The organism is Paenibacillus sp. EB106-05-06-XG162, from assembly GCF_058791655.1.
The window spans coordinates 1-25,779 of the sequence record NZ_JBYTDT010000027.1 but is presented as its reverse complement, the minus strand read 5'-3'; the positions used below and the strand labels follow the sequence as shown (position 1 = coordinate 25,779).

At 49.2% G+C, this 25,779-nt stretch carries 24 protein-coding genes and 1 riboswitch; of the genes, 15 read left to right on the top strand and 9 right to left on the bottom strand.

Going from position 1 to position 25,779, the window contains the following annotated elements:
- Positions 1 to 105: 105 nt before the first annotated feature.
- Positions 106 to 450 (top strand): hypothetical protein, encoded by a 345-nt coding sequence (locus tag AC3WU2_RS29630; protein ID WP_492458436.1) that lies wholly within the window; start codon positions 106 to 108, stop codon positions 448 to 450.
- A 112-nt stretch (positions 451 to 562) separates the two neighbouring features.
- The gene (locus tag AC3WU2_RS29625; RefSeq protein ID WP_492458435.1) at positions 563 to 1,834 is read left to right on the top strand and encodes a methyl-accepting chemotaxis protein; all 1,272 of its coding nucleotides are present in this window, start codon (positions 563 to 565) and stop codon (positions 1,832 to 1,834) included.
- Positions 1,835 to 1,897: 63 nt separating this feature from the next.
- Here AC3WU2_RS29625 and AC3WU2_RS29620 read toward each other — a convergent pair whose 3' ends face one another.
- The 8 genes from AC3WU2_RS29620 to AC3WU2_RS29585 form a co-directional block, all read right to left on the bottom strand.
- Positions 1,898 to 2,548: a 4'-phosphopantetheinyl transferase family protein gene (locus tag AC3WU2_RS29620; RefSeq protein WP_492458433.1), complete on the bottom strand. Its 651-nt coding sequence runs from the start codon at positions 2,546 to 2,548 to the stop codon at positions 1,898 to 1,900.
- 159 nt (positions 2,549 to 2,707) lie between these two features.
- Entirely contained in the window at positions 2,708 to 4,165 is a 1,458-nt protein-coding gene (locus AC3WU2_RS29615; RefSeq protein ID WP_492458431.1) for a leucyl aminopeptidase family protein, read from the bottom strand.
- Positions 4,162 to 5,700, bottom strand: coding sequence for a dipeptidase PepV (gene pepV, locus AC3WU2_RS29610; protein WP_492458429.1), 1,539 nt, complete (start codon positions 5,698 to 5,700; stop codon positions 4,162 to 4,164). The genes AC3WU2_RS29615 and pepV overlap by 4 nt, the downstream gene beginning before the upstream one ends.
- A 4-nt stretch (positions 5,701 to 5,704) precedes the next feature.
- Positions 5,705 to 6,796 (bottom strand): asparaginase, encoded by a 1,092-nt coding sequence (locus AC3WU2_RS29605; RefSeq protein ID WP_492458428.1) that lies wholly within the window; start codon positions 6,794 to 6,796, stop codon positions 5,705 to 5,707.
- Between the two features lie 80 nt (positions 6,797 to 6,876).
- Positions 6,877 to 8,556, bottom strand: coding sequence for an ABC transporter substrate-binding protein (locus tag AC3WU2_RS29600; protein WP_492458426.1), 1,680 nt, complete (start codon positions 8,554 to 8,556; stop codon positions 6,877 to 6,879).
- A gap of 34 nt (positions 8,557 to 8,590) precedes the next feature.
- Entirely contained in the window at positions 8,591 to 9,490 is a 900-nt protein-coding gene (locus AC3WU2_RS29595) for a carbohydrate ABC transporter permease (RefSeq protein WP_018759863.1), read from the bottom strand.
- A 15-nt stretch (positions 9,491 to 9,505) separates the two neighbouring features.
- Entirely contained in the window at positions 9,506 to 10,360 is an 855-nt protein-coding gene (locus AC3WU2_RS29590; RefSeq protein WP_018759864.1) for an ABC transporter permease, read from the bottom strand.
- A gap of 213 nt (positions 10,361 to 10,573) precedes the next feature.
- A complete protein-coding gene (locus tag AC3WU2_RS29585) occupies positions 10,574 to 12,874 on the bottom strand; it encodes a helix-turn-helix domain-containing protein (protein ID WP_492458423.1) in 2,301 nt (766 codons plus the stop codon).
- A 142-nt stretch (positions 12,875 to 13,016) separates the two neighbouring features.
- Between AC3WU2_RS29585 and AC3WU2_RS29580 the strand changes: the two genes are divergently transcribed.
- The 13 genes from AC3WU2_RS29580 (at position 13,017) to AC3WU2_RS29520 (ending at position 24,822) form a co-directional block, all read left to right on the top strand.
- On the top strand, positions 13,017 to 13,253 hold the full coding sequence (locus AC3WU2_RS29580; RefSeq protein WP_492458422.1) for a metal-sensitive transcriptional regulator: 237 nt from the start codon (positions 13,017 to 13,019) through the stop codon (positions 13,251 to 13,253).
- Positions 13,254 to 13,406: 153 nt separating this feature from the next.
- Complete coding sequence (locus AC3WU2_RS29575) at positions 13,407 to 15,836, top strand: heavy metal translocating P-type ATPase (protein WP_492458420.1); 2,430 nt, start codon at positions 13,407 to 13,409, stop codon at positions 15,834 to 15,836.
- An 11-nt stretch (positions 15,837 to 15,847) separates the two neighbouring features.
- A complete protein-coding gene (locus AC3WU2_RS29570; RefSeq protein WP_492458419.1) occupies positions 15,848 to 16,468 on the top strand; it encodes a nitrite reductase in 621 nt (206 codons plus the stop codon).
- A 24-nt stretch (positions 16,469 to 16,492) separates the two neighbouring features.
- Positions 16,493 to 16,735 carry a glutaredoxin family protein gene (locus AC3WU2_RS29565; protein WP_492458418.1) on the top strand — a complete coding sequence of 81 codons (243 nt, stop codon included), beginning with the start codon at positions 16,493 to 16,495 and terminating at the stop codon, positions 16,733 to 16,735.
- 137 nt (positions 16,736 to 16,872) lie between these two features.
- Complete coding sequence (locus AC3WU2_RS29560; protein ID WP_492458417.1) at positions 16,873 to 17,964, top strand: hypothetical protein; 1,092 nt, start codon at positions 16,873 to 16,875, stop codon at positions 17,962 to 17,964.
- Positions 17,965 to 18,119: 155 nt separating this feature from the next.
- Complete coding sequence (locus tag AC3WU2_RS29555; RefSeq protein ID WP_018759871.1) at positions 18,120 to 18,590, top strand: MarR family winged helix-turn-helix transcriptional regulator; 471 nt, start codon at positions 18,120 to 18,122, stop codon at positions 18,588 to 18,590.
- A 135-nt stretch (positions 18,591 to 18,725) separates the two neighbouring features.
- Positions 18,726 to 20,216 carry a glucose-6-phosphate dehydrogenase gene (gene zwf, locus AC3WU2_RS29550; protein WP_492458416.1) on the top strand — a complete coding sequence of 497 codons (1,491 nt, stop codon included), beginning with the start codon at positions 18,726 to 18,728 and terminating at the stop codon, positions 20,214 to 20,216.
- 57 nt (positions 20,217 to 20,273) lie between these two features.
- Positions 20,274 to 21,167, top strand: coding sequence for a phosphogluconate dehydrogenase (NAD(+)-dependent, decarboxylating) (gnd, locus tag AC3WU2_RS29545; RefSeq protein ID WP_492458415.1), 894 nt, complete (start codon positions 20,274 to 20,276; stop codon positions 21,165 to 21,167).
- Positions 21,168 to 21,229: 62 nt separating this feature from the next.
- Positions 21,230 to 21,898 (top strand): fructose-6-phosphate aldolase, encoded by a 669-nt coding sequence (gene fsa / locus AC3WU2_RS29540; RefSeq protein ID WP_018759874.1) that lies wholly within the window; start codon positions 21,230 to 21,232, stop codon positions 21,896 to 21,898.
- A 26-nt stretch (positions 21,899 to 21,924) separates the two neighbouring features.
- Entirely contained in the window at positions 21,925 to 22,140 is a 216-nt protein-coding gene (locus AC3WU2_RS29535) for a hypothetical protein (RefSeq protein ID WP_492458414.1), read from the top strand.
- Between the two features lie 75 nt (positions 22,141 to 22,215).
- Positions 22,216 to 23,106 (top strand): DMT family transporter, encoded by an 891-nt coding sequence (locus AC3WU2_RS29530; RefSeq protein WP_018759876.1) that lies wholly within the window; start codon positions 22,216 to 22,218, stop codon positions 23,104 to 23,106.
- A gap of 63 nt (positions 23,107 to 23,169) precedes the next feature.
- Positions 23,170 to 23,318, top strand: a riboswitch (FMN riboswitch).
- A 196-nt stretch (positions 23,319 to 23,514) separates the two neighbouring features.
- Entirely contained in the window at positions 23,515 to 24,483 is a 969-nt protein-coding gene (locus tag AC3WU2_RS29525) for a DMT family transporter (RefSeq protein ID WP_492458413.1), read from the top strand.
- A 108-nt stretch (positions 24,484 to 24,591) separates the two neighbouring features.
- Positions 24,592 to 24,822: a DUF896 domain-containing protein gene (locus AC3WU2_RS29520; RefSeq protein ID WP_492458412.1), complete on the top strand. Its 231-nt coding sequence runs from the start codon at positions 24,592 to 24,594 to the stop codon at positions 24,820 to 24,822.
- Positions 24,823 to 24,916: 94 nt separating this feature from the next.
- Here AC3WU2_RS29520 and AC3WU2_RS29515 read toward each other — a convergent pair whose 3' ends face one another.
- Entirely contained in the window at positions 24,917 to 25,375 is a 459-nt protein-coding gene (locus AC3WU2_RS29515) for a hypothetical protein (RefSeq protein WP_492458411.1), read from the bottom strand.
- Positions 25,376 to 25,779 lie beyond the last annotated feature (404 nt).

Here is a 25,779-nt window from a genome sequence, read left to right as displayed (position 1 = left end):
ACATAAATACAAAATTCGACAAAATACTTCTTTACTTCATAGTTTATTTTGATAGAATCAATATATTGATATATCTTATATTAACCATTTTAGGAGGAATTAACCATGTTTCAAATGACTTACGACGCAGCAAAAAACCGTATTACGGTCAAAGTACAAAGCATCACCATGGAGGAAGTAGAGACATACATACAGGAGTACACCAAAGTGCTTAATCAGGTAAAGCCTGGCTTTACAGGATTAACGGACTTGAGCGGAGGTAAATTGTTCACCCAGGATGTAGCAACAGCATTGGCGCCACTTGGAGAACTTTCCGTTCAAAAGGGCTTAACCAAATGGGCTTATTACACAGGTTCTGCTGTATCGAAAATGCAAATGAAACGCATGTTTGGAGATATTGTCGTATCATTTGAAAAGCTAGATGAAGCGGAAGCATTCTTGAACAGCTAAATAACAGTATTTGAAAAGCCTGGTTTCCAGGCTTTTTTTGAAGTTTTTGCAGACAGTATTTTGCATATTGCTAGAAATTTTGATTTGAAAAAAAATATTTAGGTGGTATATGATGTTAAATTTTAATAAAGACAATCGGCTTATGATCTCGGCATTGCCGATACCGCTGCTGACTGTTATTCTGTTATTCCTATTTTTCATCCCGGGACGGGGATGGACATCGTTCATAATCGGTTCTGTTGTAATAGCCATTGTAAGCTTTGGTGCGGCTATTTTTGTCATAAATCGTCTCAAGAGCGGAGCGGAAAGTGATCTGATTCTACTCAGCGAAGAAATCAAGCGCGTAGCGAACGGCGATTTGTCGCCGAACACGTTGAACCTAAGCAGACCGGAGGCACAGGAGGCTGTGCGCGACTTCCATCGGATTGCTGAATCGCTCCAAGATGTAGCGGGAAGAACGGAGCATTTCGTGAAGGATGTCAACGTTGCCGTAGACATGGTAAAATCGACTTCCGAAGTAGGGCACTTTGTTGCTGATCTCATCAGTGAGTCTACTCGTAATGTGAGCGAAGAATCGAGTACGCAAATGGAAGTTCTGCAGACCACCGTAAGGACGATGTCGGAGATTTCTACCGCGATCCAGCAAATTGCGAGCAGTTCCGATGAAGTTGCGTCCACCTCGGGTGAAACTTCAATGAAGGCAGCTATGGGAGGCGAATCGATCCAAGAAGCGATGGAACAAATGAGCAAGACCGACGAAGCGCTTGAGAGTTTGCTTGAGCAAGTGAATCGTCTAGGCGTTCGTTCCAAGGAAGTTGAGACATTCGTTTCGGTGATTACGGAATTGTCCAACCAGACGCATCTGCTTGCATTGAATGCTGCGATCGAGGCGGCAAGAGCCGGCGAATACGGCAGCGGCTTCTCCGTCATTGCAAGCGAGGTCCGCAAGCTCGCTGAACAGTCAGCGGAATCGGCCAAGCAAGTGAGCCGGATTAACGGCATGATTCAACAGGAAGCTAGTGATGCCGTTACTTCCTCCATTCATGTGGCAGAGGATATGAAGAGAGGGATCGATTCATTGAATCAAGCCGGTACGACATTTGTTCACATCCAATCCTCGATTGAAGAGGTTAGTACGCAAATTCAAGAAGTATCTGCGGCAGTGGAGGAAATTTCGGCACATACGGATGAAGTGACAGGATCGCTAAGTCAGACGGAGCAAATTTTCGAGAAAGCCAGATCGGAAATGGACAATATTCGTATGGCTTCGGAGGAACATTTCGAATCCATGGGTCAGACATTGGAAGCAGCGAATACTTTGTCTTCCCTAACTGATGCGCTGAAGCAGAGAATCAGCGATACCCGCTCTAACGTGCAATCCTAAATCTTAATAGCAATTAAAAGGCATAGCTGAATCAACGTGTTCGTTGATTCGACTATGCCTTTTTTATGAGAAGACGTGAAGTGACACCAGGTTCATAAAATGAGCGGATGCTAGACGGCGAACTTCTTCAGGGAACGATGGATTAGAGCTGCACACCGAGAGCTTATACTCTGGGAAAAATGCATATTGTCTAAAATGCCAGTCCTTCTCAGCTTGATGAGGATAAACAGCAATACGCGGCTCAAATTCGATCCAGAAAGAATCCGGCGGCATCGACAGGCCTACCCCGATCGCCTTCATATAGCTTTCTTTGAGCGTCCACAAGTCGTAGAAACATGATAACTTCTGTCGGCCCGTATAGGAGGACAATCGATTTATTTCACAGCTTGCGAAGAATAAGTCAAATGCAGTTAAGTCGATGTCTTTTATTTGCTCGATATCTACACCGACAGGGTTTTCACTCAGCATGAGGACAACCCATTGACCGGAATGGGATATATTAAAATGAATGTGATGAGAACCCGATAAGTAGGGTTTGCCGTATTCATTTTTGCGAATCACAATATCCTTGAAGGGGATGGAACATGCTTTACTTATCGCGTATCGAATTAATAGTGCGCCTAGCAAAGCTAGGTCGCGGTCTTCTTTTCTTCTAAGCCGCATAATTGGATATCGATGATCCTCGGGAATCCATTGAAGGGCATGGTTAAACATTTCCTCGTCTATGTTTTCGGCTCTATTAATAGCGATCAAACAGGGGGAGGTAATCTCCATCTGATAAACACCTCGATATGGCGTCATTTTCTTGTTGCCGTTTTGATAGCGTGAAGCAAAGGGTCAACGTAATATCACGTTGACCCTTTGCTGTATCTATTATTTTTCGCATTGCTCCGCTCGCTGCATGACGTAGTCTGCCAATAGACGTACGCCGAAGCCTGTTGCGCCTGTGCGCTCGTACCCGCGATCAGTCGGCGACTGGACGGTATTGGCCATGTCGATATGGGCCCACCGGGTGTCCGCCCCGACGAATCGGCGCAGGAACAGCGCCGCGGCGTTCGCGCCGCCGTACGCGCTGGAGCTGATATTGTTCAGGTCCGCATAATCGCTGCCGAGCAGCGCATCGTCATCGTCGATGAGCGGCAGCGGCCATACCCGGTCGCCGCTGACGGCGCCGAGTTCATGAAGCGACTTCGTGCTGTTCGGGTCGCCCCAGACGCCTGCGATGCGCAGGCCGAGTGCGTGTCCGACCGCGCCCGTCAATGTCGCGATATCGATGATCTCCGCTGCGCCGAGCCGGCCTGCGTGAAGAAGGCCATCGGCGAGGATCAGCCGGCCTTCGGCATCGGTGTTGCCGACCTGCACCGTCAGTCCGTTCGGATAACGGACGATGGAGGAAGGCAGCAGCGCACCTGCGCCAGGCACGTTGTCGGCGATGGCGATCACCGCGACGACGTTCGCTGCCGCACCGCTCGCGATCAAGAGATCCAATGCACCGATGACGGCACAGGCGCCGCCCATGTCAAAGCGGGCTTCGCTGAGGTCGCGTCCTGTCTTCACGTTCATACCGCCCATATCGAACGTCATCCCTTTGCCGATGAGCGCAAGCAATGGCAGGGATGTATCTGATGCATAGGCCACTTCGACGAGGGCCGGCAGCTGACGACTTCCTTGCGCTACGGCCAATAATCCGTTCATGCCGTGCTCCGCCAATGCTTCGCCTTGATACACCTTCACGCGGGTATGCGCTCGTCCGTTGAACCGTTGCACGATCCGCTCAGTCAGCTGCTCCGGCGTCATTACATTCGCAGGTTCGTTGCACCAATCGCGTGCCAGCATCGTGCTCTCCACACGGCGCCGCGACTTCTCAATCGCGTGCTGCGCAGCATCGCTATCGCCGCTCGCATGCAGCAAGATCAGCTCCTCGAGGGTGCCTTGATGAGGGTCCTTCTTATAGCCGTCAAAGGTATAACGGCCTAAAATCCAGCCTTCCACCCATGCCCCCAAGACCGCATCGAATGCTAACGTCTCCGCCGGCAGGGAATCTAGCAGGACGGCGGCTGATCGGAAGCCCTCCTGTTCGAATGCACGCACAGCGCAGCCTGCCGCGCGGCGAACCATTTCCGTGCTTAGGCGTTTTGCATGCCCCAGCCCGATGACAGCCGTATGCTGGCTGCCGCGCGTACCGTAGAATATCGTCACTTTGCCGTGCGCCGTCATAGCAGGCTTCACGTCATAATCGAGCTCCAGCCTTTCGGCGCCTTCGGTTGCCAGATAAACCTTGATGTCTGCTTCGCTACAGCTTGCAGACGATTCTAATACGCGAATGTTCATCGTTGTGCTCTCCCTTCGCCAGGTGCGAAATAATTCAAATTCGCTAATTCATAGATCGCTTTTGCGTAGATCGCCGTCGCTTGCATCAGGCTGTCGATGCTGACCGACTCGTCAGGCTGATGCGCCGTGTCGAGCTCTCCCGGGAAGAGTGGTCCGAATGCTACGCAGTTTGGAAGCTTGCAAGCATACGTTCCGCCTCCGGTCGACAAGAGCGTCGCTTCCGCACCCGTCTGCTCTGTATAGACGGTTTGCAGCGTCCGAATCATTGGATGGTCGGCCGGCACGAGATGCGACGGCTTGATGATCGGCGGCGACAACTCGAAGCCATATGGCGCGATGCGCGCACGTAATGTATCGACGATCTGTTCGCCGCGGATGCAGGATGGGAAGCGAATATTCAGGTGGTAATAGCCTTCAGGTGCGGCTGGGTCGTATTGAAGCAATCCAACATTGACCGTAAGAGCGCCCGTCGCTTCGTCACGGCTGGCAATTCCCAGCGCTTCGCCTGCCGTTTCGCCAGCGAGCAGGTCAGCCGCGCCGCGAATGAAGCGGGCGTCGTGGTCTGCGAACGACTGAGTATTTAGGAACTCGAGCAACCGGAGTCCCGCATTGTTACCCAGCTCAGGAACCATGCCGTGGGCAGACTTCCCTTTCATATGTAGTGTGATTTCCCCAGAATCACCAGCAAATCCGCCTTCCAGCTCTCTTTCAGCACAAAAGACCTGCAACGCGAGCGCTAACGAATCGAGCGCCGCCGCCGATCCGCTCACCACCGCTTCAGCAGCGTCCGGCACCATATTGGCTGCCGTTCCCGAACGGAACGCACGCAGTCGCAACGGAGGTGCATCAACGGAAGCGGGAACCGAATGCTCCCCTGATTCATCATCGAATCGCAGTGTCATTCGGGTATTCACTTGCCCTTTTTCCGCGTGTACGATCGGGAAATCAGCATCCGGTGTAAAGCCGGCGAGTGGTGGCCGTTCATAACGGTTGTATACCTCCATGCAGTTCATCCCCGTCTCTTCATCCGTGCCGATAATGAGACGAACTTGATGACGAAGAGGCAGGCCGAGTTCTTTCACGATGAGCAGCCCATAGAGTGCGGCGATGGTAGGCCCTTTATCATCAATTGCGCCCCGCGCGTACAAGCGGCCTTCGCGAATTTCCGGAGCGAAGGGAGGAGAAGTCCAGTCTCCCGTCGCCGGAACGACGTCCACATGACTAAGCACCGCAATATAATCCTCCGGCTTACCAGCATCAGCAGTACCATCCGATTTCCCAGCAGCATTCGCGTCTACCGCGCCACCGTAAGCTGCATAGCCAACGATCCCTTCGTGGTTCACGACCTGAAGCCCATGCTGTGCAGCGAGGTCCAGCACATAGCGCAGCGCCAGCGCGGATTCAACTCCGAGCGGCGCTCCAGGACCTACCGTGCTGAGGTCCTTCACGCTAGGAATGGCAAGGAGCGACGACAAGTCGCGCATAAGCGCTTCTTGCCGCCGCTGAACTTCGTAATTCCAGTCGATGTTCGGCATGATACTACTCCTGATGCAGCGTGAAGACGCTGCGGTTCTCGCCGATAACGAGTCCGTTGTCGTTGCGAATCGCCGGTGGACCGATGTGGTACATCCGATCAATCGTTGCTTGATTTTTATATCCGATTTGCTCGAGGATCGAAGCGACCGCGATCGGCCATTCATCTTCGGAACCATCGGTTACTTTGAGTGCAAAGGCAAGACGCTCTTTCTTCAGTGCGAAGCAATAGATGCCTTTTGCGCCACCTTTCGCTACAATATTCTCGTCCATGAGCAGATTCGGGCAGATCAGATACTCCGCCGAGATCATGCGTGGATAGGCATTCATAAGTGTTGTGACTTTCACGACCGCTTCACGCAGCTTCACATCTTCGATCAAATCCGGGCAAGCCAGCTTGAGGAAGGCGATTGCCATATTCCGAAGCGGCATGCCGAATACAGGGAAGCCGCAGCCGTCGGTTCCGATCTGAATATCTTGAACAGGGCATTCGGATAACTCCGATGCAATCTGTAGAATACGTACTTGTGCGGGATGGTCCGCAGCATAATATTCATCAAGCGAATAGCCCATACCTTTGCAGTATGCGAGTACACCGAGGTGTTTACCAGAGCAGTTATGATAGATGCGGCGCTGCGGCTTATGATCCCCTACGAGCGTATCTCTTGCGTCTGCATCGAGTGGATAGGTCGGCTTGCAGACAAGGACATTCTCGTCTAGCCCCAGCTTGGTCATCATGCCTTCCAACGCCTCAACATGATAAGGAAGCGCGCGATGCGAAGCCATCATAATGGCTTGTTCTTCGGGGGTGAACCCGAATTTCTCGTCAAATCCTTCGAGGAAGAATGGAATCGCTTGAATCGGCTTGGCTGCGGAACGCATGAAGGTAACCCATTCCGGATCCCCGGAACGATACGTCGTGCGTCTGGTCTCATCGACGCCGCAGACATGTCCGTAGTGGACATTTTCTAGGTGACCGCCGCGGAATTCGAGCACGAGTGGCTCGGCATTGCGGGTCATTTCCATGGCAGCGGTTTCAACCGCTGGTTTACTTGGTGATGATTCGTTTTTTTGATTATGATTCAGCTCAGTTGTCATGTATAGTCCCTCCCATGTCTACATTATGCAACAATCGAAAGGACCCGTCCATAGAACAGAACGGATCCTTATCACATCAATTATTTTTTCGTCTGCGCATCATAAGCTTCCTGGTAGACCTCGACGAGTCGTTTCAAATTCATCCCATCGAGCGTACTGATATAGGTATCCCATTCCTTATCAACGTCGGCATCTCCGATGACGAAGCGGGCTAACATTTCATCTACATAATCATTGACGGTCTTCGAGAGATCAGCAACCTCTGTCGCTTGCTCATTCGTCATGAAGAGCGGAGGAACCGTTGCGATATTCGTTGGCTTGTATGGCTCATAATTATTCTTGGTCTCATTATAGAGGATCACTTCAAGGTCTTTATCGCCTTTGCTCACCGCGCTAAGGCGGAATTCGTTGGAGCGAAGCGCAGGACCTGTCTGTGCCCAGTTCACGTTCTGTACTTCCCCGAACGATTTCAATTCGGACCATTTCGCCGGTTTGCCGTCGATGCCGATCTCGCCTTCTTTGGCATCACGCCATTCCGAGTCTGGACGGCCGTAATTGCTGCGCAGTGTGTGCTCGTATTCGTATAATCCATCGGCCCAACGGAGCGCGATTTCAGGATTTTTCGCTTTATTCGTGATGAGGAAAGCACCCGTCGTTAAGCTTGTTGCATCGTTTGGCGCATATTGCACGCCACCAGGGCCTTTCAAGACCGGAACAGTAGTATACTCGCTCCAGCGACCGCTCTCGCCGAGCAACTGCGTGAATACTCCTTGGTGTCCGCCGGTTGAAGCGCCGAGCAGGACTTCCTTCGGATTTTCCCCGATCTGAATGAGCTGATTATCGTCTTGGGTGAATGATTCAGGAGCAATCAAACCTTCCGCATAGAGCTTGTGCAGATACTTCAAGCCTTCTTTCCATTCCGGCTTCGTGTAGGAGACATCGAGCTTGCCGTCCTGCACGAATAGATGCTTCGTCGATCCGTACATCGGGTTGTAGACGAAGGAGTTCATCAGGAACCCATCAATGGAAGATCTCCACGATTTTGGTGAGATGGATAGTGGAATCTCATCGGCTTTGCCGTTGCCATTCGGGTCCTTCGTCTTGAACGCTTTGAGCACGTTGTACAGCTCCTCGGTCGTCGTCGGCATGCTGAGACCTAATTTATCGAGCCACGGCTTGTAGATCCACATCTTCTGACTCATCGAGCAGTGGTAGCATTCATTCACTTCAGGCAGAGAGTAGATGTTGCCGCCTGGTGCGGTAATCGCTGCTTTAATATCAGGGCGATCGGCGAACATCTTCTTCGTCTGCGTGCCTTGCTGCTCAATCAGATCATTCAATGGCAGGAATACGCCCTGCGTGCCATAGATCATCTCTTGTGCAGGCGACACGTTCATTCCGAAGATGACATCCGGATAGTCTTCACTGGCAAGCACAAGGTTCAATTTCTCCTGCATGCTCTGCTCAGGGACGACTTCCCATTCAATGTGGACATTGGTTTTCTCTTCATACCATTTGGTGAATTCATTCGTCGAGAAATTCTCGACGAGCGGATTGCCGCGCACCATGACCTTCAGTGTAACTTTCTCTTTGGTAATCGGGTAGGTGCCTGGCGGCGTCAGCAAGCTGTCCGTCGTCGTTGTACCTTCTTTTGGCGTATCTGTCGTGGTGCCTTTCCCTTCATTCGAACCGGAGCAAGCGGATAGAACAGTAGTAAGTAGAAGCAAGATTGCGATAAGCGTAACCCATGTTTTTCTCATAGAGACCCTCCCATAATGGTTCTAATAACCAACCTTAGCCCTTAATAGAGCCAATCATGACGCCTTTCACGAAAAACTTCTGCACGAACGGATAGACGATAAGCAGAGGGACAGAGGATACGACAATGAGCGAATACTTCAATAGTTCGCGCAAGCCTTGGCGGGCCGCCGCCGTTTTGACATCCCCCAGCATGTCGATCTTCACCTCGTTCTGAACCAAGATGTCCCGAAGAATGAGCTGTAATGGATACAACTCCGGGTCTTTCAAATAGATCATCGCGTTAAAATATTGATTCCAATGCCCAACGGCGTAGAACAAAGCGATGACGGCCAGAATCGGTCCGGACAACGGAAGCACGATGCTCCGCAGGAAACGAAAATCATTGCATCCGTCCATTTGTGATGCTTCGAGCAGTTCATGTGGAATCGTCGTCTGAAAATACGTTCGCATAATGATCACATTCCATACGGATAACGCTGTAGGAATGAGCATCGCCCAGACGGTGTCAATCATATGCAGCTCTTTGACAACGAAATACGTTGGAATCAGTCCGCCGCTGAACATCATGGTGAACACGAAGATTAGCATGAAGACATTTCGACCGTTGAAATCCCGTCTGGATAGTGGATAGGCAGCTAAGATCGTCATGATGACATTGATCAGAGTTCCCGCGATCGTATAGAACACCGTGTTTTGGAACCCCGTGAGTATATTTTTGTTTTTGAAAACGGCCTTATAGCCATCCAGCGACGGTTCGACGGGCCATAGCCATACTTTGCCGGATAGAACAGCATAGCTCGAACTAAATGAAGCGCTTACAACATAGATGAGCGGATACAAGATGATGAGGAGCACGATCGAGAGAATCACATAATTAACGATGGTGAATGCCTTGTCGCTGCCCGACTCGCGAATGGTGGAATGTTGTTGCATCGTTGTCTCCCCCTCCTACCATAGACTTTCTTGCCCGACCTTTTTCGCCGTCTGGTTAACGACGATCAGCAGGACAAAACCAATCGCGGCTTTGAATAGGCCAATTGCGGTCGCGTATGAGAAATTCATTGCTTGCGAGACGAGCCCAACTTTGTACACGTACGTATCAATGACCTCCGAAGTTCGCAAGTTCAGTGAATTTTGCATGAGCAGGATCTTCTCGAAGCCCGTCTCCATCATCTGCCCTGTATTCAGGATTAACAGAATGACGGCAATCGGCATAATACCAGGGATATCGATGTGACGCATCCGCTGGACTTTGTTGGCGCCATCCATGACAGCCGCTTCGTGCAGAGAGGGATCAATCCCCGCGAGCGCTGCCAAATAAATGATGCAAGCAAACCCGACGTTCTGCCATACATAGGAACCGACATAGATGGTCTGATACATCGATGCTTCACCCATGAAGTTGATCGGATCCACACCGAACCATCCCAAGATGTGATTGACGATCCCCGTGCGGGGGTCAAGGAATTGGAACAGCAAGCCGACAACGACGACGAGTGAGATGAAGTAGGGCGCATACGTAACCATTTGGACCGTTTTCTTGAAGCGTTCATTTTTCACATAATTAAGTCCTAAAGCGAGCAGGATCGGGAACGGGAAACTCGCGAGAAGCGTGTAGAAGCTGATGGATAGCGTGTTGGTCAGTAAGCGCCAAAATTCGTGAGAGTTGAAGAACCGTTCGAAATGCGTGAATCCTGCCCATGGGCTGCCGAACATGCCTTTGGTGATCGAATACTGTTTGAATGCGATAATGTTGCCAAGCATCGGGGCATATTTGAACACGATGATGTAGAGAAGCGGCAAGGCAAATAACGCGTACAGCTGCCACCCCTTTTTAAACGATATCCAAGATTTCAGCTGTGATTCCCCCTTGAATGTCCATTGGTTAACCGGCCGGTGATTCGAAGTATAGAGGGAGTAAGCGCTTTCGTAAATGCGTTAAATTCAAGGGCTATGCAGGTTTTTAGAAAAGGAATAAATGCTCGTTTATTCCCTAATCAAGTGCTGTGCAATCCTTTAGATTCCGCTCCGTGCGTGCTTGCGGAACTCCGTGGCGCTTACGCCGTTGGCTCTTTTGAAGGCGCGGCTGAACGAGTTGAGGGAATAGTAGCCGACCCAAGCTGCGATCTCGTTCACGGACATGTCGCTCTCCTTGAGGAGCCGTCTGGCATGGTTCATGCGAATCGATTCCAGATAATCGGAGAAGTTCACACCCGTCTGTTCTTTGAAAAAATACGATATATACGCTTCAGCGTAGTTGAAGCGCTCTGCAAGCTCCGATAAGCTCAGCTCCGTTCGCATATAATGCTCTTCGAGGTGTTGGATCAAATCTTGTTTTAACTGATTGTTATGGCTTTTCTTCCGGTCATGCTGCTGGCGGCATAGATGCATGAACGCGATGACAAGCAGTTCGAATGCGATCCTTGGCATACGACTCGTTTCCGAAGCGGCGAGTGCTGATTTGACTTCTTCTTGCTGGCGATCGTTATCTCCCGGTTCTTGCTCACAGCATTTCAGGAGTGTACCTGTTAACTCATGAATAAGAACCCGTGTGACGGCGGCAGGGAGATGCTGTTGCTCCAGGTTGTTCTGACGGATCTGTTCGAGAAGCGCCTCTGTCTCGGGCAAGTTGCCTGATTTAACAAGGTTAATGAGCCTGAGCTCAACATCGGGCGGATAATAATACATTGGCAATGCAGGGCTCTCCTCGTCATGGAACACGATGGGACGTTGTTCGGATAAATGCTCCCGTTCTCGAAGCAGACGAGCTTCTTCATAAGATCGGCTGATCTCCGTCATTTGCATATAACATCCGCCGACGGTCATATTGACCTGAACATGCAGTGCGGCAGCAATTCGATGATGTAGTGCTTTGAGATGGTTCCGAACATCCTCCATGAATGCGGCTGGCGAGATAGCGTCGTCATTCAGCAGTAAGCCGATCTGATTCTCCCCCAGGTCATGTGTTGCGATGATACGCCCATAGCCTGTGGCGATAATGTCGCGGATTGCGATTTTACGGAAATCTAGCTCGGTGAGCATGGCTTCATTATATGTCCCCTCATAACCTGCGATCATTAGAATGCTGACGGCGAAGTATTCACCATCCCAGGTCTGGCGGGAATGCTCCATCGCCGCGGCAATGTCTTTGTTGGACAGATAGTGGCCACGCAGCAGTCGATCATAGAATCCGCTGCGAATAAGTGGGACCTGCTGATCCATTTTCTCGGACAAGTAGTCATTGCTTAGCATCAGATTCGTCACCGAGGTCCGTACGAAATCCCAAGCATTGCGATTCGGTGAATGTCCTCCCGCCATGCGGCCCGATGGGAGTAGACGAAGGAGCAACCAGAGCGGACGGCTGTTGCGATAGGAGAAGAGCAGTGCTGCGATCAGACCGAAGATGAGGCCGATTAGCATAATGGATAAGATTAGTTGTTTAATGGAGTGAACCTTCTCGAGAACATAGGACTCAGGCTGCGCCGTCAGATACGTCCAGCCATTGTAGCGAGACGTGGTCTTCGTAACGAGCATCCGTTGCCCATCGATATCGATCGGGTTGAATCCATCCTTCAGCTCTGAGGCCCAGCTGCTGTCGGTTTTCGAACCGGTACGACTGATGATCTCGCCTTTTGCGTCTGTAATTAAGACGAAACCGCCATTACTAGAATCCAGCTTGTGCAGCATGCTCTGGATCTGCGTATTGTCGATGAGCATGAGGACGATGCCGGATCGTTCTTGGGAGCCAAATGATTGCATGTACGTGACGACAGAGACCTCTTTGTTCTGATACGTTGTCGTACGTCCCGGGATGAAGGTCTTGGTACTGGTGCGAGACTTCAATTCTTTCAGCCAGTCCTCATAGGATTGGTTCTCGTATCGGAACTCCAGGTCGTAGAATTGGCGCAGGGAATAAGAAGATCGGGGCGACACCACGACTTCGCTGTGCGGGTAGACCATGTAGTAGTTCAGTAGGAAATGATTGAATAGGGAATAATCGAATAAATCTTTTTTGAGCTCGAGGATTCGAATGGGATTGGTACCAGCGAAGGGTCGATCGACATACTGAAAAGACTGCACCTTCGTGCTGTTCGCAGCCTGCTCGGCCATCGTCTCCAGCTCATTGAAGCGGCGGTCTAGAATCTCTTTGGTCTGTTCGAGGACGGCATAGGCGGTTTCTTTGGTATGGCTCTCAACTAATGATGTGGTCCGGTCATATGCGTATAAGCCGACGCCGAGGAACCCGGTGAGTAGAAGGGCATAAGGAACGAAAAAATGGATCCATACTTTCAGGTTCCCGCGGTCTTGTTTGAACATGAATAACCTCTCCTTGTCCATTGCATAGTAGGTGCCTAAGACGATAGATTACTTTTTACCAAGATAACAATAAGAACGAAATGCGTAAAGCTTAAAAATTGAAGTTTTACGAACCGATTAATATACTATAGAGGGGTATATTATGAGCAGACTGAATCGAATTGAAGGGCAAATTCGTGGCGTGAAAGGCACGACCGAGAAGGATACCTACTATGATGATGTGATGAGTCAGATTGCATCTGTACAGTCGGCTTTGAATGAAGTAGGTAAGCTGGTGCTCGAATGTCATATGAAGAGCTGTGTCATGGATCGGGTGAAGGAAGGCGACACAAATGTGTTATCAGAGCTCCTGGTGACGGTGAATAAGCTCATAAAATAACGGGAAAACCAACATCAATTGTAGGGAATTGCGGGAATTCATTATGATCTTTTATGTAGGGTAGAGGGGTATTGTAAAAATGCTGTTGACTTCATATAGGGTAGAGGGGTATACTAAGTTCATGAAGAGGTTGAACAAGAGGAGTGACTGAGAATGTCAACGGCGACGAATGAGAAACAGACCACCCTTTCCATTACGGGCATGACTTGTGCGGCTTGCGCAAACCGGATTGAGAAGGGTCTCAATAAATTAGAAGGCGTATCGAACGCCAACGTGAACTTTGCACTGGAGAAAGCGAGCCTATCTTATGATCCATCTAAGCTAGACGTGGATCGTATGGAAGAGACCATTAAGAAATTAGGTTATGGTGTAGCCAAAGAAACGGTTGATTTCAAGCTGGAAGGCATGACTTGCGCAGCTTGCGCGAACCGAATTGAGAAAGGACTCAGCAAGATGGCTGGGGTGACAAGCGCAACCGTTAACTTCGCGATGGAGACAGCACGCGTCGAATATTCGCCAGGCGATGTGTCGGTCACGGATATGCAGAACAAGGTGAAGCAGCTTGGTTACCAGGCGATCACGAAGCAAGATAGTGAATCCACGGGCGATCATCGTGCTAAGGAAATTCGGCACCAGAAACGGAACCTGCTGATCTCGGCGATTCTCTCGCTTCCACTCTTGTGGAGCATGGTGGGACACTTTTCATTTACGTCGTGGATTTACGTACCGGATCTATTCATGAATCCGTGGATACAGTTGCTTCTCTCCACGCCAGTTCAATTCTATATCGGAAGACAGTTCTATGTCGGGGCTTACAAAGCGCTTCGTAACGGCAGTGCGAACATGGATGTATTGGTATCGCTCGGTACATCTGCTGCTTACTTCTACAGTCTGTATCTCACCATCGATTGGTTCTTAGCAGGTGCGAACGCCCACCATGGGCCTGCGATGTACTACGAGACAAGTGCCGTGTTGATTACGCTCGTTCTTATGGGCAAATTATTCGAGTCTTTGGCGAAAGGCCGGACATCCGAAGCGATCAAATCGTTGATGGGGCTGCAAGCAAAGGCGGCGCTTGTCATTCGTGACGGCGTTGAGCAATCCATTCCAGTCGAAGAAGTGTTGGCGGGCGATGTTGTCCTCGTCAAACCAGGTGAGAAAATTCCTGTCGATGGTCTTGTACTCGAAGGGGTATCGTCCGTGGATGAGTCGATGTTAACCGGTGAGAGCCTTCCAGTAGAGAAGAAAGCCGGCGATGAAATCATCGGGGCAACGATGAATAAAAACGGCATGTTACGTATTCAAGCAACAAAGGTAGGGAAAGAAACAGCGCTTGCGCAAATTATTAAGGTCGTTGAAGAAGCGCAAGGCTCTAAGGCGCCGATTCAACGGGTGGCAGACGTCATCTCCGGTATTTTCGTACCGATTGTCGTTGGGATTGCCATTGTTGCCTTTCTCGTATGGTATTTCTTTGTCACCCCAGGCAACTTCGCTGAGGCGCTTGAGAAAGCCATTGCCATCCTCGTCATTGCGTGCCCTTGTGCCCTTGGTCTAGCGACACCAACATCCATTATGGCAGGGTCGGGTCGTGCAGCAGAGTTCGGGATCTTGTTCAAAGGTGGCGAACACCTAGAGCAGACCCATAAGATTGACGCGATCATCCTGGATAAAACAGGTACCGTAACGAAAGGTAAACCGGAATTAACCGACGTATTGACGGAAAATAATGAGACCGAATTCCTTCGCTTGGTTGGTGCAGCGGAGAAGAACTCAGAGCATCCGCTTGCAGAAGCGATCGTTGAAGGGATCAAAGCGAAAAATATTGAAATGCCAGCAACCGAGTCCTTCGAAGCGATTCCGGGGTATGGAATTAAGGCTGTTGTGGAAGGGAAGGAGCTCTTGATCGGTACTCGTCGATTGATGGAGAAATTCGATGTGAATGCACAACATGCTTATGATGTGATGAATCGACTGGAAGAAGCGGGTAAGACAGCGATGATCGTTGCGATGAACGGCGACTATGCAGGTCTTGTCGCAGTAGCTGATACCATCAAAGAAACTTCTAAGGAAGCAGTAACCCGTCTCAAAGATATGGGCATTCAAGTTATTATGATCACTGGCGATAATGAGCGGACAGCGAAGGCGATTGCAGCGGAGGTCGGTATTGAACATGTGCTCGCTGAAGTCCTTCCAGAGGGCAAGGCGGAAGAAGTGAAGAAATTACAATCGCAAGGTAAGACCGTGGCAATGGTTGGGGACGGCATTAATGATGCGCCTGCACTTGCAACGGCGGATATCGGAATGGCGATCGGTACAGGTACGGACGTTGCGATGGAAGCAGCTGACGTCACCCTAATGCGCGGCGATCTCTCGAGCATCCCGGATGCGATCTACATGAGCCGGAAGACGATGAGCAACATTAAGCAGAACTTGTTCTGGGCGCTTGGATACAATACCCTGGGGATTCCAATTGCAGCAATCGGTTTGCTTGCACCGTGGGTAGCTGGCGCGGCGATGGCACTAAGCTCGGTATCGGTTGTTCTTAATGCGCTCCGTCTACAACGTGTGAAAATTCGTCACTAAGGAGAATGATCATGGGAGAGAAGATGAATATTGCGGTGGCCCCACCTCTTCAGGTGGGAGGCACCTTGTTTACCCCAGAGCAGCTGAGCGCCATTGGCACGATTGTGGGTCCGAATGCGAAGATTGAGATGACGCCGTTCAAGCAAATGTATGTACAGATTCCAGTGGAGCGGCGTGATGCGATCCAAGCGGCATTAGAGCAGGCAGGGCTCGAGGTCTACCCCGCAGGTTTTGTTAGCAAAAGCTTAATTGCCTGTAACTTCTGCAAAGGTGCAGAAGATGCAGGGATCGAGACGGCGCGGGCTTTGAACCGGGCCATAGCAGGCATCGATACACCGACACCGCTCAAAATCGGATACGCAGGTTGTGCCCTCGGAACGAGTGAGCCTTTGTTCAAAGATATCGGCGTCGTGAAGATGCGGGATACGTTCGACATCTATGTCGGCGGTGAGCCGAAAGGGATCAAAGTTGCCGCAGCACAGCTATTGTTATCGGGATTGCAGGAACTGCAACTCGTGCCGACCATTACGCGAATCATCGATTTCTATAGAGCAGAGGCGAAGGGTAAGGAGAAATTCAGCAAGTTCGTGAACCGAATGACGCTTACGAAGCTGCAAGATATTGCAGCATAAATGACTCATAAGGAGTGGATAGCGATGACCGAACCTCTCAAAATATATACGATTCCAACCTGTAGTGACTGTAATCATGCCAAACGGTATTTCAAGGAGAATGGCATTCCTTATCAGGAGTTCAACTGCGAAGAGAATGAGAAATATCCGAAGGAAGTCTGGGAGCTGACAGGCAAGCAGGTCGTGCCGACGCTCGTGATTCATGATAAAGTCTTCGTCGGCTTTGCAGAGAATATGAGCGCCATTAGGGATTTGCTTGGTAAATAATTTATAAGACGTACGAAGTTCGAAGAACCCTCCTTCCATATGAAGGCAGGGTTCTCTTTTGTTATGGGCGAACACACAGTTCCAGGTATTTGCATATCGTATCTTATAAGCAATCGATGACAGGGAGTGTGATAGCAATGGCAGGTACGGTTAAACATGCTTTTGCGGGCGGGAATACGGCGTTAGGAAGAACGAATTCATTTGCATCGGCATTTCAAGGAGCTTATGCGTTGTTTCTATTAGAAGGTGGCCCTGGAACGGGAAAATCAACGATGATTCAGAAGATCGCGGACGGCGTGCGTGACCAAGGAGCTCAGGCGTGGTGGTTCCACAATCCGTTGAATCATGAGACGCTCGATGGCCTGTGGATTCCAAGCGCAGCGATTGGCGTTGTTGACGCGGCAGCATGCCCGGATGCTTTTGCAGGCTTTACCGATACCAAGATCATTACGGTATCGCTGCATCGTGCCGTTAGCCGTGATATCCTCAACCCGTATCAACAGGAATTGCAACAGATCCAGGAGCAGATCGAGGAGCGCTATGCAAGCGCGACGGATTCATTCCTGCATACATTACGTATTCACGATGATTGGGAGAAATATTATATCGACCATATTCGTTTCGATGCGGCGGATCAGGTGACGGAAGAACTGAAGTCGCTCATTCCCGATGCATCGTCGGAACGGCCTGTGCAATCGACGCGTCATTTGTATCTGGGGGCGGCGACAAGCGTCGGCGCCGTCGATTACGTGATGAACTTGACGGAGCATCTCGACCGTCGTATTTTCGTCAAAGGCCGCCCAGGATCCGGCAAATCAACGATGCTGAAGAAGCTGGTGGCCACAGGGGAGGAACGCGGACAGAGTGTCGAGGTCTATCATTGCGGATTCGATCCGAACAGCTTGGATATGGTCATCTTCCCGGCGCTGAGTCTGGCGATATTCGATTCTACGGCGCCGCATGAGCATTTTCCAAGCCGTGAAGGGGACGAAATTCTAGATATGTACGTGCGTACGATTGATGAAGGAACCGATGAGCGGTATGCGGAGGAGATTGCCCAAGTGAAGGCCCAATACGCTGCATCGATGAAGGCCTCTCTTGCGATTTTGGCGGAAGTGAAGCAGCTGCGCGACCAGGTTCGTGCCATCTATGCGGAAGCGACGGACTATGCGGTCGTGGAGGAGATTAGCTCCAGATTGAACCCCAATGTTCTCTCTCGGTTGAAATAATATTGAATTTATGGCAAATACCACCTCTTACGAAGGGGTGGTATTTGTATTGACAAGGAAAATGAATAGGAATATGATCTAAATCACAGTTGGATAGTTCAGTTATGAACAATTCACTAATGAAGCGTTTTCACAAGATTGGAGGTATATCTCGATTGCATTCTCTGGATGAGCAGAGCAAACTTGCAGCGCGTGTATTGGACTCCTATTGGAATATTAGTCGGGTGACTGTCAAGATGGAGCAGCAGAATGCCGCCTCATTAGGCTTATCATTACAGCAAATGGCGATTCTAAATACATTGCATGCAACGCCCGAAATGAAATTGAAGGATTTGACCGAACGTCTGGTGTCTTCCAAAAGCACGTTAAGCGTCAATATTGATGGACTCGTAAAGGCGGGGCTGGTTGTAAGAGAAATTCCGATGCATAACCGAAGAGAAGTGAAGCTGCGGTTAACCGAGCAGGGCAAGGAAATCTCGAAGCAATCGATCGTGAAATCGACGTCGAGCCAAGCGATATTAAATGTGCTGAATCGTTTGACCGCAGAAGAAATTGACCAGCTGCTTCGGATCAATGAAGGTGTACTTCAAGCTTTATGCCAAAGTACATCAGATTCATCCGATTGAATCGATTTATTTATTTACTTATCTTACTTTTTGTAATATACTATAATTAATAAATGACGGACTGAATTCACAGGAATAAAGGCAGCATGCTTTCCTCGATTCAACCATTGTTTTTTCAACAGGAGGAACACATATATGGAATCAACAACACTCGTATTATTTGGTGCAACAGGCGATTTAGCCAAAAGAAAAATATATCCGGCTTTGTATAATCTGTTCTTGGACCAGAAAATGCCTGCTTCATTCTCCATTATCGGGCTCGGAAGAAGAGAATGGTCTGATGAGAAATTCCGCTCGCAAGTGGAAGATTCCCTTCATACCTTCTCTAGACGTGATGTAGGTACGCCTGAGCAGCTTCAAGCTTTCCTTAGCTCACTTCGCTACAGCGTGCTTGATGTGGGCCGAATCGAAGATTATGAGAAACTTCTGAAGCTGGTTGAAGCGCGTGAGGAAGAATTGCATATTCCAAGCAACCGCCTGTTCTACTTGTCGGTAGCTCCAGAGTTCTTCGATGTGATCGCATCGAATATCAAAGCAAGCGGCCTAGGCTCCACGAAGGGCTGGAAACGACTCGTCATTGAGAAGCCATTCGGTCATGATCTGGAATCTGCTCGCGCGCTGAACGAACAGCTATCTCGTTCGTTCGATGAGAATGAAATTTATCGTATTGACCACTATCTTGGCAAGCCGATGGTTCAGAACTTGGAAGTCCTCGAATTCGCGAACCCGGTCATTCATGCGCTATGGTCGAACCGTTTCATTAAGAACGTGCAGATCACAGCAGCAGAGACCGTTGGTGTTGAAGAGCGTGCAGGCTATTACGATAAAGCGGGTGCGATTCGGGATATGTTCCAGAATCATATGCTGCAATTACTCATGATGACAGCGATGCAGCTGCCGCAGCAGAGTACGCCGGACGAAGTTCGCCGCAAGAAGAAGATGGTGATGGAGGCGCTTCGGCCACTCGCCAAGGAAGATTTGACGCGCAACATCGTTCGTGGACAATATGCAGCAGGGGAAATGGCTGGGAAATCGGTACATGGTTACTTGGATGAACCGGGCATTGTGTCCAGCTCGCAGAATGATACGTTCTTCGCAGCCAAATTGTGGATCGATAACAGCTTGTGGGAAGGCGTACCATTCTATATCCGTACAGGTAAAAGAATGCAAGAGAAGTCTACACGGATCGTTATCGAATTCAAAGATCCATTGCAACCATTTAACAAACCGCAAGATGAAACAGCAGGTCCGAACCTGCTCGTGATCGAGATCGGTCCGCATGAGGGGCTTACGCTGCAGTTGAATAGTAAAGATCCTGTGCATGCGAACAAGTTCGAGCCTGTCCAAGTGAACTGCTTCTCGAATGCGCAAGATATGCCGGAGGCTTATGAGAATTTGATCCATGACGCGATGCGCGGGGACGGAACATTCTTCGCCCATTGGGATGAGGTTGAATTATCTTGGGCTTGGGTGCAGCCAATCCTCGATGCATTCGCAGCGAATGAGGTTCCACTTCATACGTATGAAGCGGGTTCGAATGGGCCAGAAGCAGCACATCAACTGCTGGGTGAAGACCAGTGGTGGCTCGATAAGCCGCTCAGAGAACGAGTGCTTACTGAAGTGTAATTTTCATAACTCGCCGGACATCTAGAATTAATATACACACCATTGGAGGGGTAGCATATGAAAGTCGGATTAGTAGGTCTTGGGAAAATGGGGTTGAACCTAGGGCAAAATTTATTGGATCACCAGCACGAGGTCGTTGCATTTGATTTGAATACACAAGCGGTAGAAGAGATGAAATCCTACGGAGCAACGGGTGTCTCGTCGCTGCAAGAGATGGTTCATTCACTTGATACACCGCGCATTGTATGGATTATGGTTCCGCATCAGGTTGTGGATGCTGTCATTGAGGAGATCACGCCGTTGTTATCGCAAGGGGATATTGTCATTGAAGCGGGGAATTCGCATTACAAAGAATCGATTCGCCGTTACAATCAGTTGCAGCCATTTGGCGTGAGCTTTATGGATGTGGGTACCTCGGGCGGAATGGAAGGCGCTCGTCACGGGGCATGTTATATGGTTGGCGGCGATGCAGAGGCATGGGCCGTTGTTGAACCGATTTTCCGTGATACTGCCGTGGATAAAGGATATCTGTATGCAGGTAAGTCAGGCAGCGGACATTTTCTGAAAATGGTGCATAACGGCATCGAATACGGGATGATGGCTGCCATTGGCGAAGGGTTCGAAGTGCTTGAGAAGTCTGATTTTGATTTCGATTATGAGCAGGTTGCCCGCGTATGGAATAACGGATCCGTTATTCGTTCGTGGTTGATCGAACTGATGGAGCGTGCTTTCTCGAAGGATGCGAATCTGGATGAGATCAAGGGCATTATGCACTCTTCCGGGGAAGGCAAGTGGACGGTCGAGACAGCATTCGAACTACAGACGGCTACGCCTGTCATTGCCATGTCCCTGCTTATGCGTTATCGCTCGTTAGATCAGGATACGTTCACAGGCAAGGTTGTCGCAGCGCTTCGCAACGAATTCGGGGGACATGCTGTCGAGAAGCAGTAATTGGTTTATAATAGTAAGGGTAATGCACCAATCTTATCAAATCATAAACGGAGGTAAGTGGCATGAAATTTTTTATCGATACAGCGAATGTAGTGGATATTCAGAAGGCGTACAAACTCGGTGTTCTCTCTGGTGTTACAACGAATCCATCTCTGGTTGCCAAAGAAGGCGTTAAATTCGAAGATCGTATTGAAGAAATTCTTAAGCTCGTACCTGAAGTTGAATCTGTATCAGCAGAAGTATCGCCTGATGCTGTAACTGCGGAAGAGATGATCGCTGAAGCGAATGAACTGATTAAGATCAATGGTGGCGATAAAAACATTACAATTAAGCTTCCAATGACCCTTGCAGGTCTAGAAGCTTGCCGTTACCTAACCAAAAAAGGCGTGAAGACGAACGTTACGTTGATTTTCACAGTGAACCAAGCGCTTCTTGCAGCTCGTGCAGGTGCGACGTATGTGTCGCCGTTCTTAGGCCGTCTTGATGATATCTCAGAAGATGGCGTGCTGCTTGTCTCGAAAATTGCGGAGTTGTTCCGTATTCATAACCTGGATGCGCAAATTATTGCCGCTTCGGTCCGTCACCCGGATCACGTAACTCGCGTAGCGATGGCAGGGGCGCACATTGCGACAATCCCTTATGGGGTAATCGAGCAGTTGACGAAGCATCCATTAACGGATCAAGGGATGGAGAAATTCGCTGCAGACTGGGCAAAAGCACCGAAGAATTAAGGGTTTGAGGTAAGAGAGGGGAAACTATGTCGAATAAGAAGACCGGCCATGTTCTGAAGTTCGAGGATGGTCAATATTATATCGAAGTGGAGCCTTATGTCACGCCGAATCTGGACGAGGCAGAGATCTATTTCAAATATTTTGACCTCATGGAGGCGCAAGCTAGAGCGATACGTCATACCGGACATCCGGTTCAAATGACTAAGATTTCCTTCCGCATCGCTGACATCACTGTACTATAGACAAAGACGAGGGATCCGCTGCTTATGGCGGATTCCGTTCGTTTTAGCATGGTAGCGAGAGGGGGAAATGGCACCATGGGGAAGTCAACAAGGCTACAGTCGGCATTATTGCTAATATTTTTAATTACGGTATGGGGGATTAATTGGCCCCTTACGAAGATCGCCCTTGAGCATACACCGCCTGTGTTATTCTCCGGACTTCGAACATTGCTCGGCGGGATTTTCTTGCTGATTGTCGCATTGCCAAGATACCGCAAGCTCAAATTCCGCGAGACGTGGAAGATTTATTTGTTCGCCGCGTTGGTGAATGTCATTCTGTACTACGGACTACAGACGATTGGACTGAATTATCTGCCGGCAGGGCTGTTCTCGGCGATCGTGTTCCTCCAACCCGTTCTTGTCGGCGTATTCTCCTGGTTATGGTTAGGTGAATCGATGTATGGGTTGAAGCTCATAGGTCTTATTCTTGGATTCGCAGGGGTCGGCGTGATTAGTATGGGCGGGTTCAGCGGTGATCTTTCTGTTACAGGGATCTTGTTAGCCCTTGGCTCGGCACTGAGTTGGGCGCTAGGTACGATCTTCGTGAAGAAAGTAGCACCGATCGTCGATTCGATATGGCTTGTCACTCTGCAGCTCATCATTGGCGGTTTCGTGATGACTGTGGGCGGATCACAGTTCGAAAGCTGGGCGGATATCGACTGGAACTGGACCTTTGTTTTATGTTTGTTATTTATAGCGATCTTCGTCATTGCGGTAGGGTGGATCGTGTTCTATTATCTGATCGATACGGGTGAGGCAGGGAAAGTGGCGTCGTTTACTTTTCTAATCCCGCTAGTGGCGATTCTAATTGGAACGGTATTCTTGAATGAACCCTTTACCCTATCACTGCTTGTTGGGCTTGTGCTCATTCTCGTCAGTATTTATTTCGTGAATAGACCGCGGCAGAGCGTGATGAAAATCACTTGAAATATTTCGTGAACGTGTATAATCTTAATTATAAGTTTTCAAATAATAAAAATTTAAATGAATAAGGATCTTCGGGGTAGGGTGCAATTCCCAACCGGCGGTGATGTTCCTCGTAGAACGCAGCCCGCGACTCCTCATGCTGAACTTGGCGTGGGGACTGACTTGGTGAGAATCCAAGGCCGACGGTAAAGTCCGGATGGTAGAAGATCATCAAAAAAGCGTGCTGGAGTAGCGCTATATTCCTGCATGTTTATTTGATCAGCCCCGTTTGCGTACATGGTTGTGCGCTTGCGGGGCTATTATGATTTTCGGGGCCTCCGCAAAGTACCTGAATCAGCTTCAAGTCAAGTCACTACTTTGTGGGGTTTCCTTACCGCTTCGTTCCTGTATTCAGAAGAGGAGTTCACTATGAATGCTACAGAATTATCCGTTCCACGTACTTCACGATTCAATGCTGGATTCTGGCTCGTCGTGCTCGGCGCTGCGCTATGGGGTGTTGATCCACTCTTCCGCGTCATCCTGCTTAAATGGCTGACGTCCACGCAAATTGTATTGCTCGAGCATATTATTCTGTTCTTCGTTGCTGCGCCAGTCTTATGGCGGCATCGGACGGAACTGCAGGGGATTGGATGGCGTCGTGTCTTCGCTCTCTTATTCGTGTCTTGGGGCGGGTCCGCGATCGCGACGATCCTGTTCACCCAGGGGCTTATGCATGGAGACCTGAATGCCGTGCTATTACTGCAGAAGCTGCAGCCATTGTTCGCGATTGTTTTGGCTAGAGTGATTCTGAAGGAAGTATTGCCGAAATACTTTGGATTCCTATTCATTCTTGCTTTGTTAGGTACGTATTTATTGACGTTCGGATGGACCTTGCCGTTCGGGCATGTGAATGATTTTGTTCAGGTTGGAAGTCTCTTGTCGCTTGGGGCTGCTGCGTTATGGGGAGGTTCCACGGTGATGGGGAGCTATCTGCTACGAACAATGAAATATGAGACGGTTACCTCGCTTCGTTTCGCATTAGCACTACCGCTGCTCATTATCGTTACGCTATCTGAGGGACAGAGCTGGAACCTGTCGATCGGAACGCTTGATGCATCACTCGTCTTCATTAATCTATTATTGCAGGCTTTATTGCCTGGTTTGCTAAGTTTGCTGCTCTATTATAAAGGATTGGGTACGACGAAAGCTTCCTATGCAACACTCGCAGAACTTAGCTTTCCGATGGTAGGGGTATTGATCAACTGGATCGTGTTCCAACAAGTCGTGACTTGGACGCAGCTGCTTGGATTTGTGTTCATTTGGTTCACGCTGTTCTATATTTCCCGCCAGAAGCAAGAAGTGGCTCCAAGTCAGACGTTGCAATCCGCGCAGGCCTAGGTTACTAAGGGGCATTCTGGGATGTTGACAATGGAGAGCATTACCACTATACTTCAATTAAGTTAGTTAATAACTTAAATTATGTGTGTGGAAGTGAGGGAAGTACCCATGGTTATTCAGAGCCTTTCCAGAATCAATGCACTTGCTAGAAAAGAGAAACAATTTGCGTTGGCACCAGAGGAGAAGGAAGAACAACAACGTCTTCGTCAATCCTACTTGAGCGAGATTCGCGGCTCCATGGAGAAGATCGTCGTTAGCACGACGGTGATGGACCCATTGGGAAATGATGTCACGCCGAATAAAGTCAAAGCGCTGCAAGATCGCTATCATATTTCATAGCTCATTCATGGTATAAGAATGGAAGCTCGTGCATTGTGCACGGGCTTTTTTGATTATAGCCTCATTGTGTGGAGATTTGGAAAACGAGATTCTTCTATAGAAGAGTCAGGCAATAAGTCGACTGCCGTTGATGGAGTATGTTCAAGTCATTACTGTGAAGGTCGACGCGTCGAATGGTTCTATCATGTACAGGGAGTCGCCCTTGTCCGAAGGCAATGGACCAGATCTCGACGGGAGTCTTGAATGTCTGCAAATAATCGATAAGATGCTGGACTCGCGTGGAGGAGTCAAATACCCCTTCAAGCCAATAGATGAAGGCTAACCGTATGTAATGTTCTAGATCATAGGGTGGATTGGTGCACGGGGAAATACGAAGACCACTTAGCGTATGCCCATCTTCGCCATACAATATTTCTATATCATCACTCAAATGGGCGAGTGAAGCTGGAAAGTTAGGTTTGTTCCTTATATCTTTAATTTTGACTTTCTTTATATCTGTTAAATCAATTTCGGGTATCGGATGACGGGATGCGATGAATGTGAATTGGCTCATGAATCGTCTCCTTGCTTAGAGTTAGCTCTATTATATGTCCAATAGATTTTACTAGAAAAGCGCGGATTTTGATGTAATATTTTACCTCTTGCTATAAACGTGAAATGCATGGTATATTCTTATTCCGGCCGCTACGAGAGTAGCAGACGGGACGCAAGAGAAAAGAACTTCTCGAAAAAAACTTAAAAAAATATCTTGCATTATGAAATCAAACATGATATATTATAAAAGTTGCTGCTGAGAACAACAGCGACAACGAGAAAGACATTGATCTTTGAAAACTGAACAACGAATGATTGAAAGAATAACGAGAACTTCGGTTCTCGCAAGCAAGTCAGTTTCAAAATGAGCAAGTCAAACACTTTATTGGAGAGTTTGATCCTGGCTCAGGACGAACGCTGGCG

Coding starts and splice junctions, on each gene's coding strand:
- AC3WU2_RS29515 (WP_492458411.1), bottom strand. CDS start 25,375: ATGAGCCAATTCACATTCATCGCATCCCGTCATCCGATACCCGAAATT.
- AC3WU2_RS29585 (WP_492458423.1), bottom strand. CDS start 12,874: ATGTTCAAACAAGACCGCGGGAACCTGAAAGTATGGATCCATTTTTTC.
- AC3WU2_RS29575 (WP_492458420.1), top strand. CDS start 13,407: ATGTCAACGGCGACGAATGAGAAACAGACCACCCTTTCCATTACGGGC.
- AC3WU2_RS29600 (WP_492458426.1), bottom strand. CDS start 8,556: ATGAGAAAAACATGGGTTACGCTTATCGCAATCTTGCTTCTACTTACT.
- AC3WU2_RS29535 (WP_492458414.1), top strand. CDS start 21,925: ATGTCGAATAAGAAGACCGGCCATGTTCTGAAGTTCGAGGATGGTCAA.
- AC3WU2_RS29620 (WP_492458433.1), bottom strand. CDS start 2,548: ATGTTTAACCATGCCCTTCAATGGATTCCCGAGGATCATCGATATCCA.
- AC3WU2_RS29605 (WP_492458428.1), bottom strand. CDS start 6,796: ATGACAACTGAGCTGAATCATAATCAAAAAAACGAATCATCACCAAGT.
- AC3WU2_RS29630 (WP_492458436.1), top strand. CDS start 106: ATGTTTCAAATGACTTACGACGCAGCAAAAAACCGTATTACGGTCAAA.
- AC3WU2_RS29560 (WP_492458417.1), top strand. CDS start 16,873: ATGGCAGGTACGGTTAAACATGCTTTTGCGGGCGGGAATACGGCGTTA.
- fsa (WP_018759874.1), top strand. CDS start 21,230: ATGAAATTTTTTATCGATACAGCGAATGTAGTGGATATTCAGAAGGCG.
- AC3WU2_RS29580 (WP_492458422.1), top strand. CDS start 13,017: ATGAGCAGACTGAATCGAATTGAAGGGCAAATTCGTGGCGTGAAAGGC.
- gnd (WP_492458415.1), top strand. CDS start 20,274: ATGAAAGTCGGATTAGTAGGTCTTGGGAAAATGGGGTTGAACCTAGGG.
- AC3WU2_RS29565 (WP_492458418.1), top strand. CDS start 16,493: ATGACCGAACCTCTCAAAATATATACGATTCCAACCTGTAGTGACTGT.
- AC3WU2_RS29615 (WP_492458431.1), bottom strand. CDS start 4,165: ATGAACATTCGCGTATTAGAATCGTCTGCAAGCTGTAGCGAAGCAGAC.
- AC3WU2_RS29530 (WP_018759876.1), top strand. CDS start 22,216: ATGGGGAAGTCAACAAGGCTACAGTCGGCATTATTGCTAATATTTTTA.
- pepV (WP_492458429.1), bottom strand. CDS start 5,700: ATGCCGAACATCGACTGGAATTACGAAGTTCAGCGGCGGCAAGAAGCG.
- AC3WU2_RS29520 (WP_492458412.1), top strand. CDS start 24,592: ATGGTTATTCAGAGCCTTTCCAGAATCAATGCACTTGCTAGAAAAGAG.
- AC3WU2_RS29525 (WP_492458413.1), top strand. CDS start 23,515: ATGAATGCTACAGAATTATCCGTTCCACGTACTTCACGATTCAATGCT.
- AC3WU2_RS29570 (WP_492458419.1), top strand. CDS start 15,848: ATGGGAGAGAAGATGAATATTGCGGTGGCCCCACCTCTTCAGGTGGGA.
- AC3WU2_RS29595 (WP_018759863.1), bottom strand. CDS start 9,490: ATGCAACAACATTCCACCATTCGCGAGTCGGGCAGCGACAAGGCATTC.
- AC3WU2_RS29625 (WP_492458435.1), top strand. CDS start 563: ATGTTAAATTTTAATAAAGACAATCGGCTTATGATCTCGGCATTGCCG.
- zwf (WP_492458416.1), top strand. CDS start 18,726: ATGGAATCAACAACACTCGTATTATTTGGTGCAACAGGCGATTTAGCC.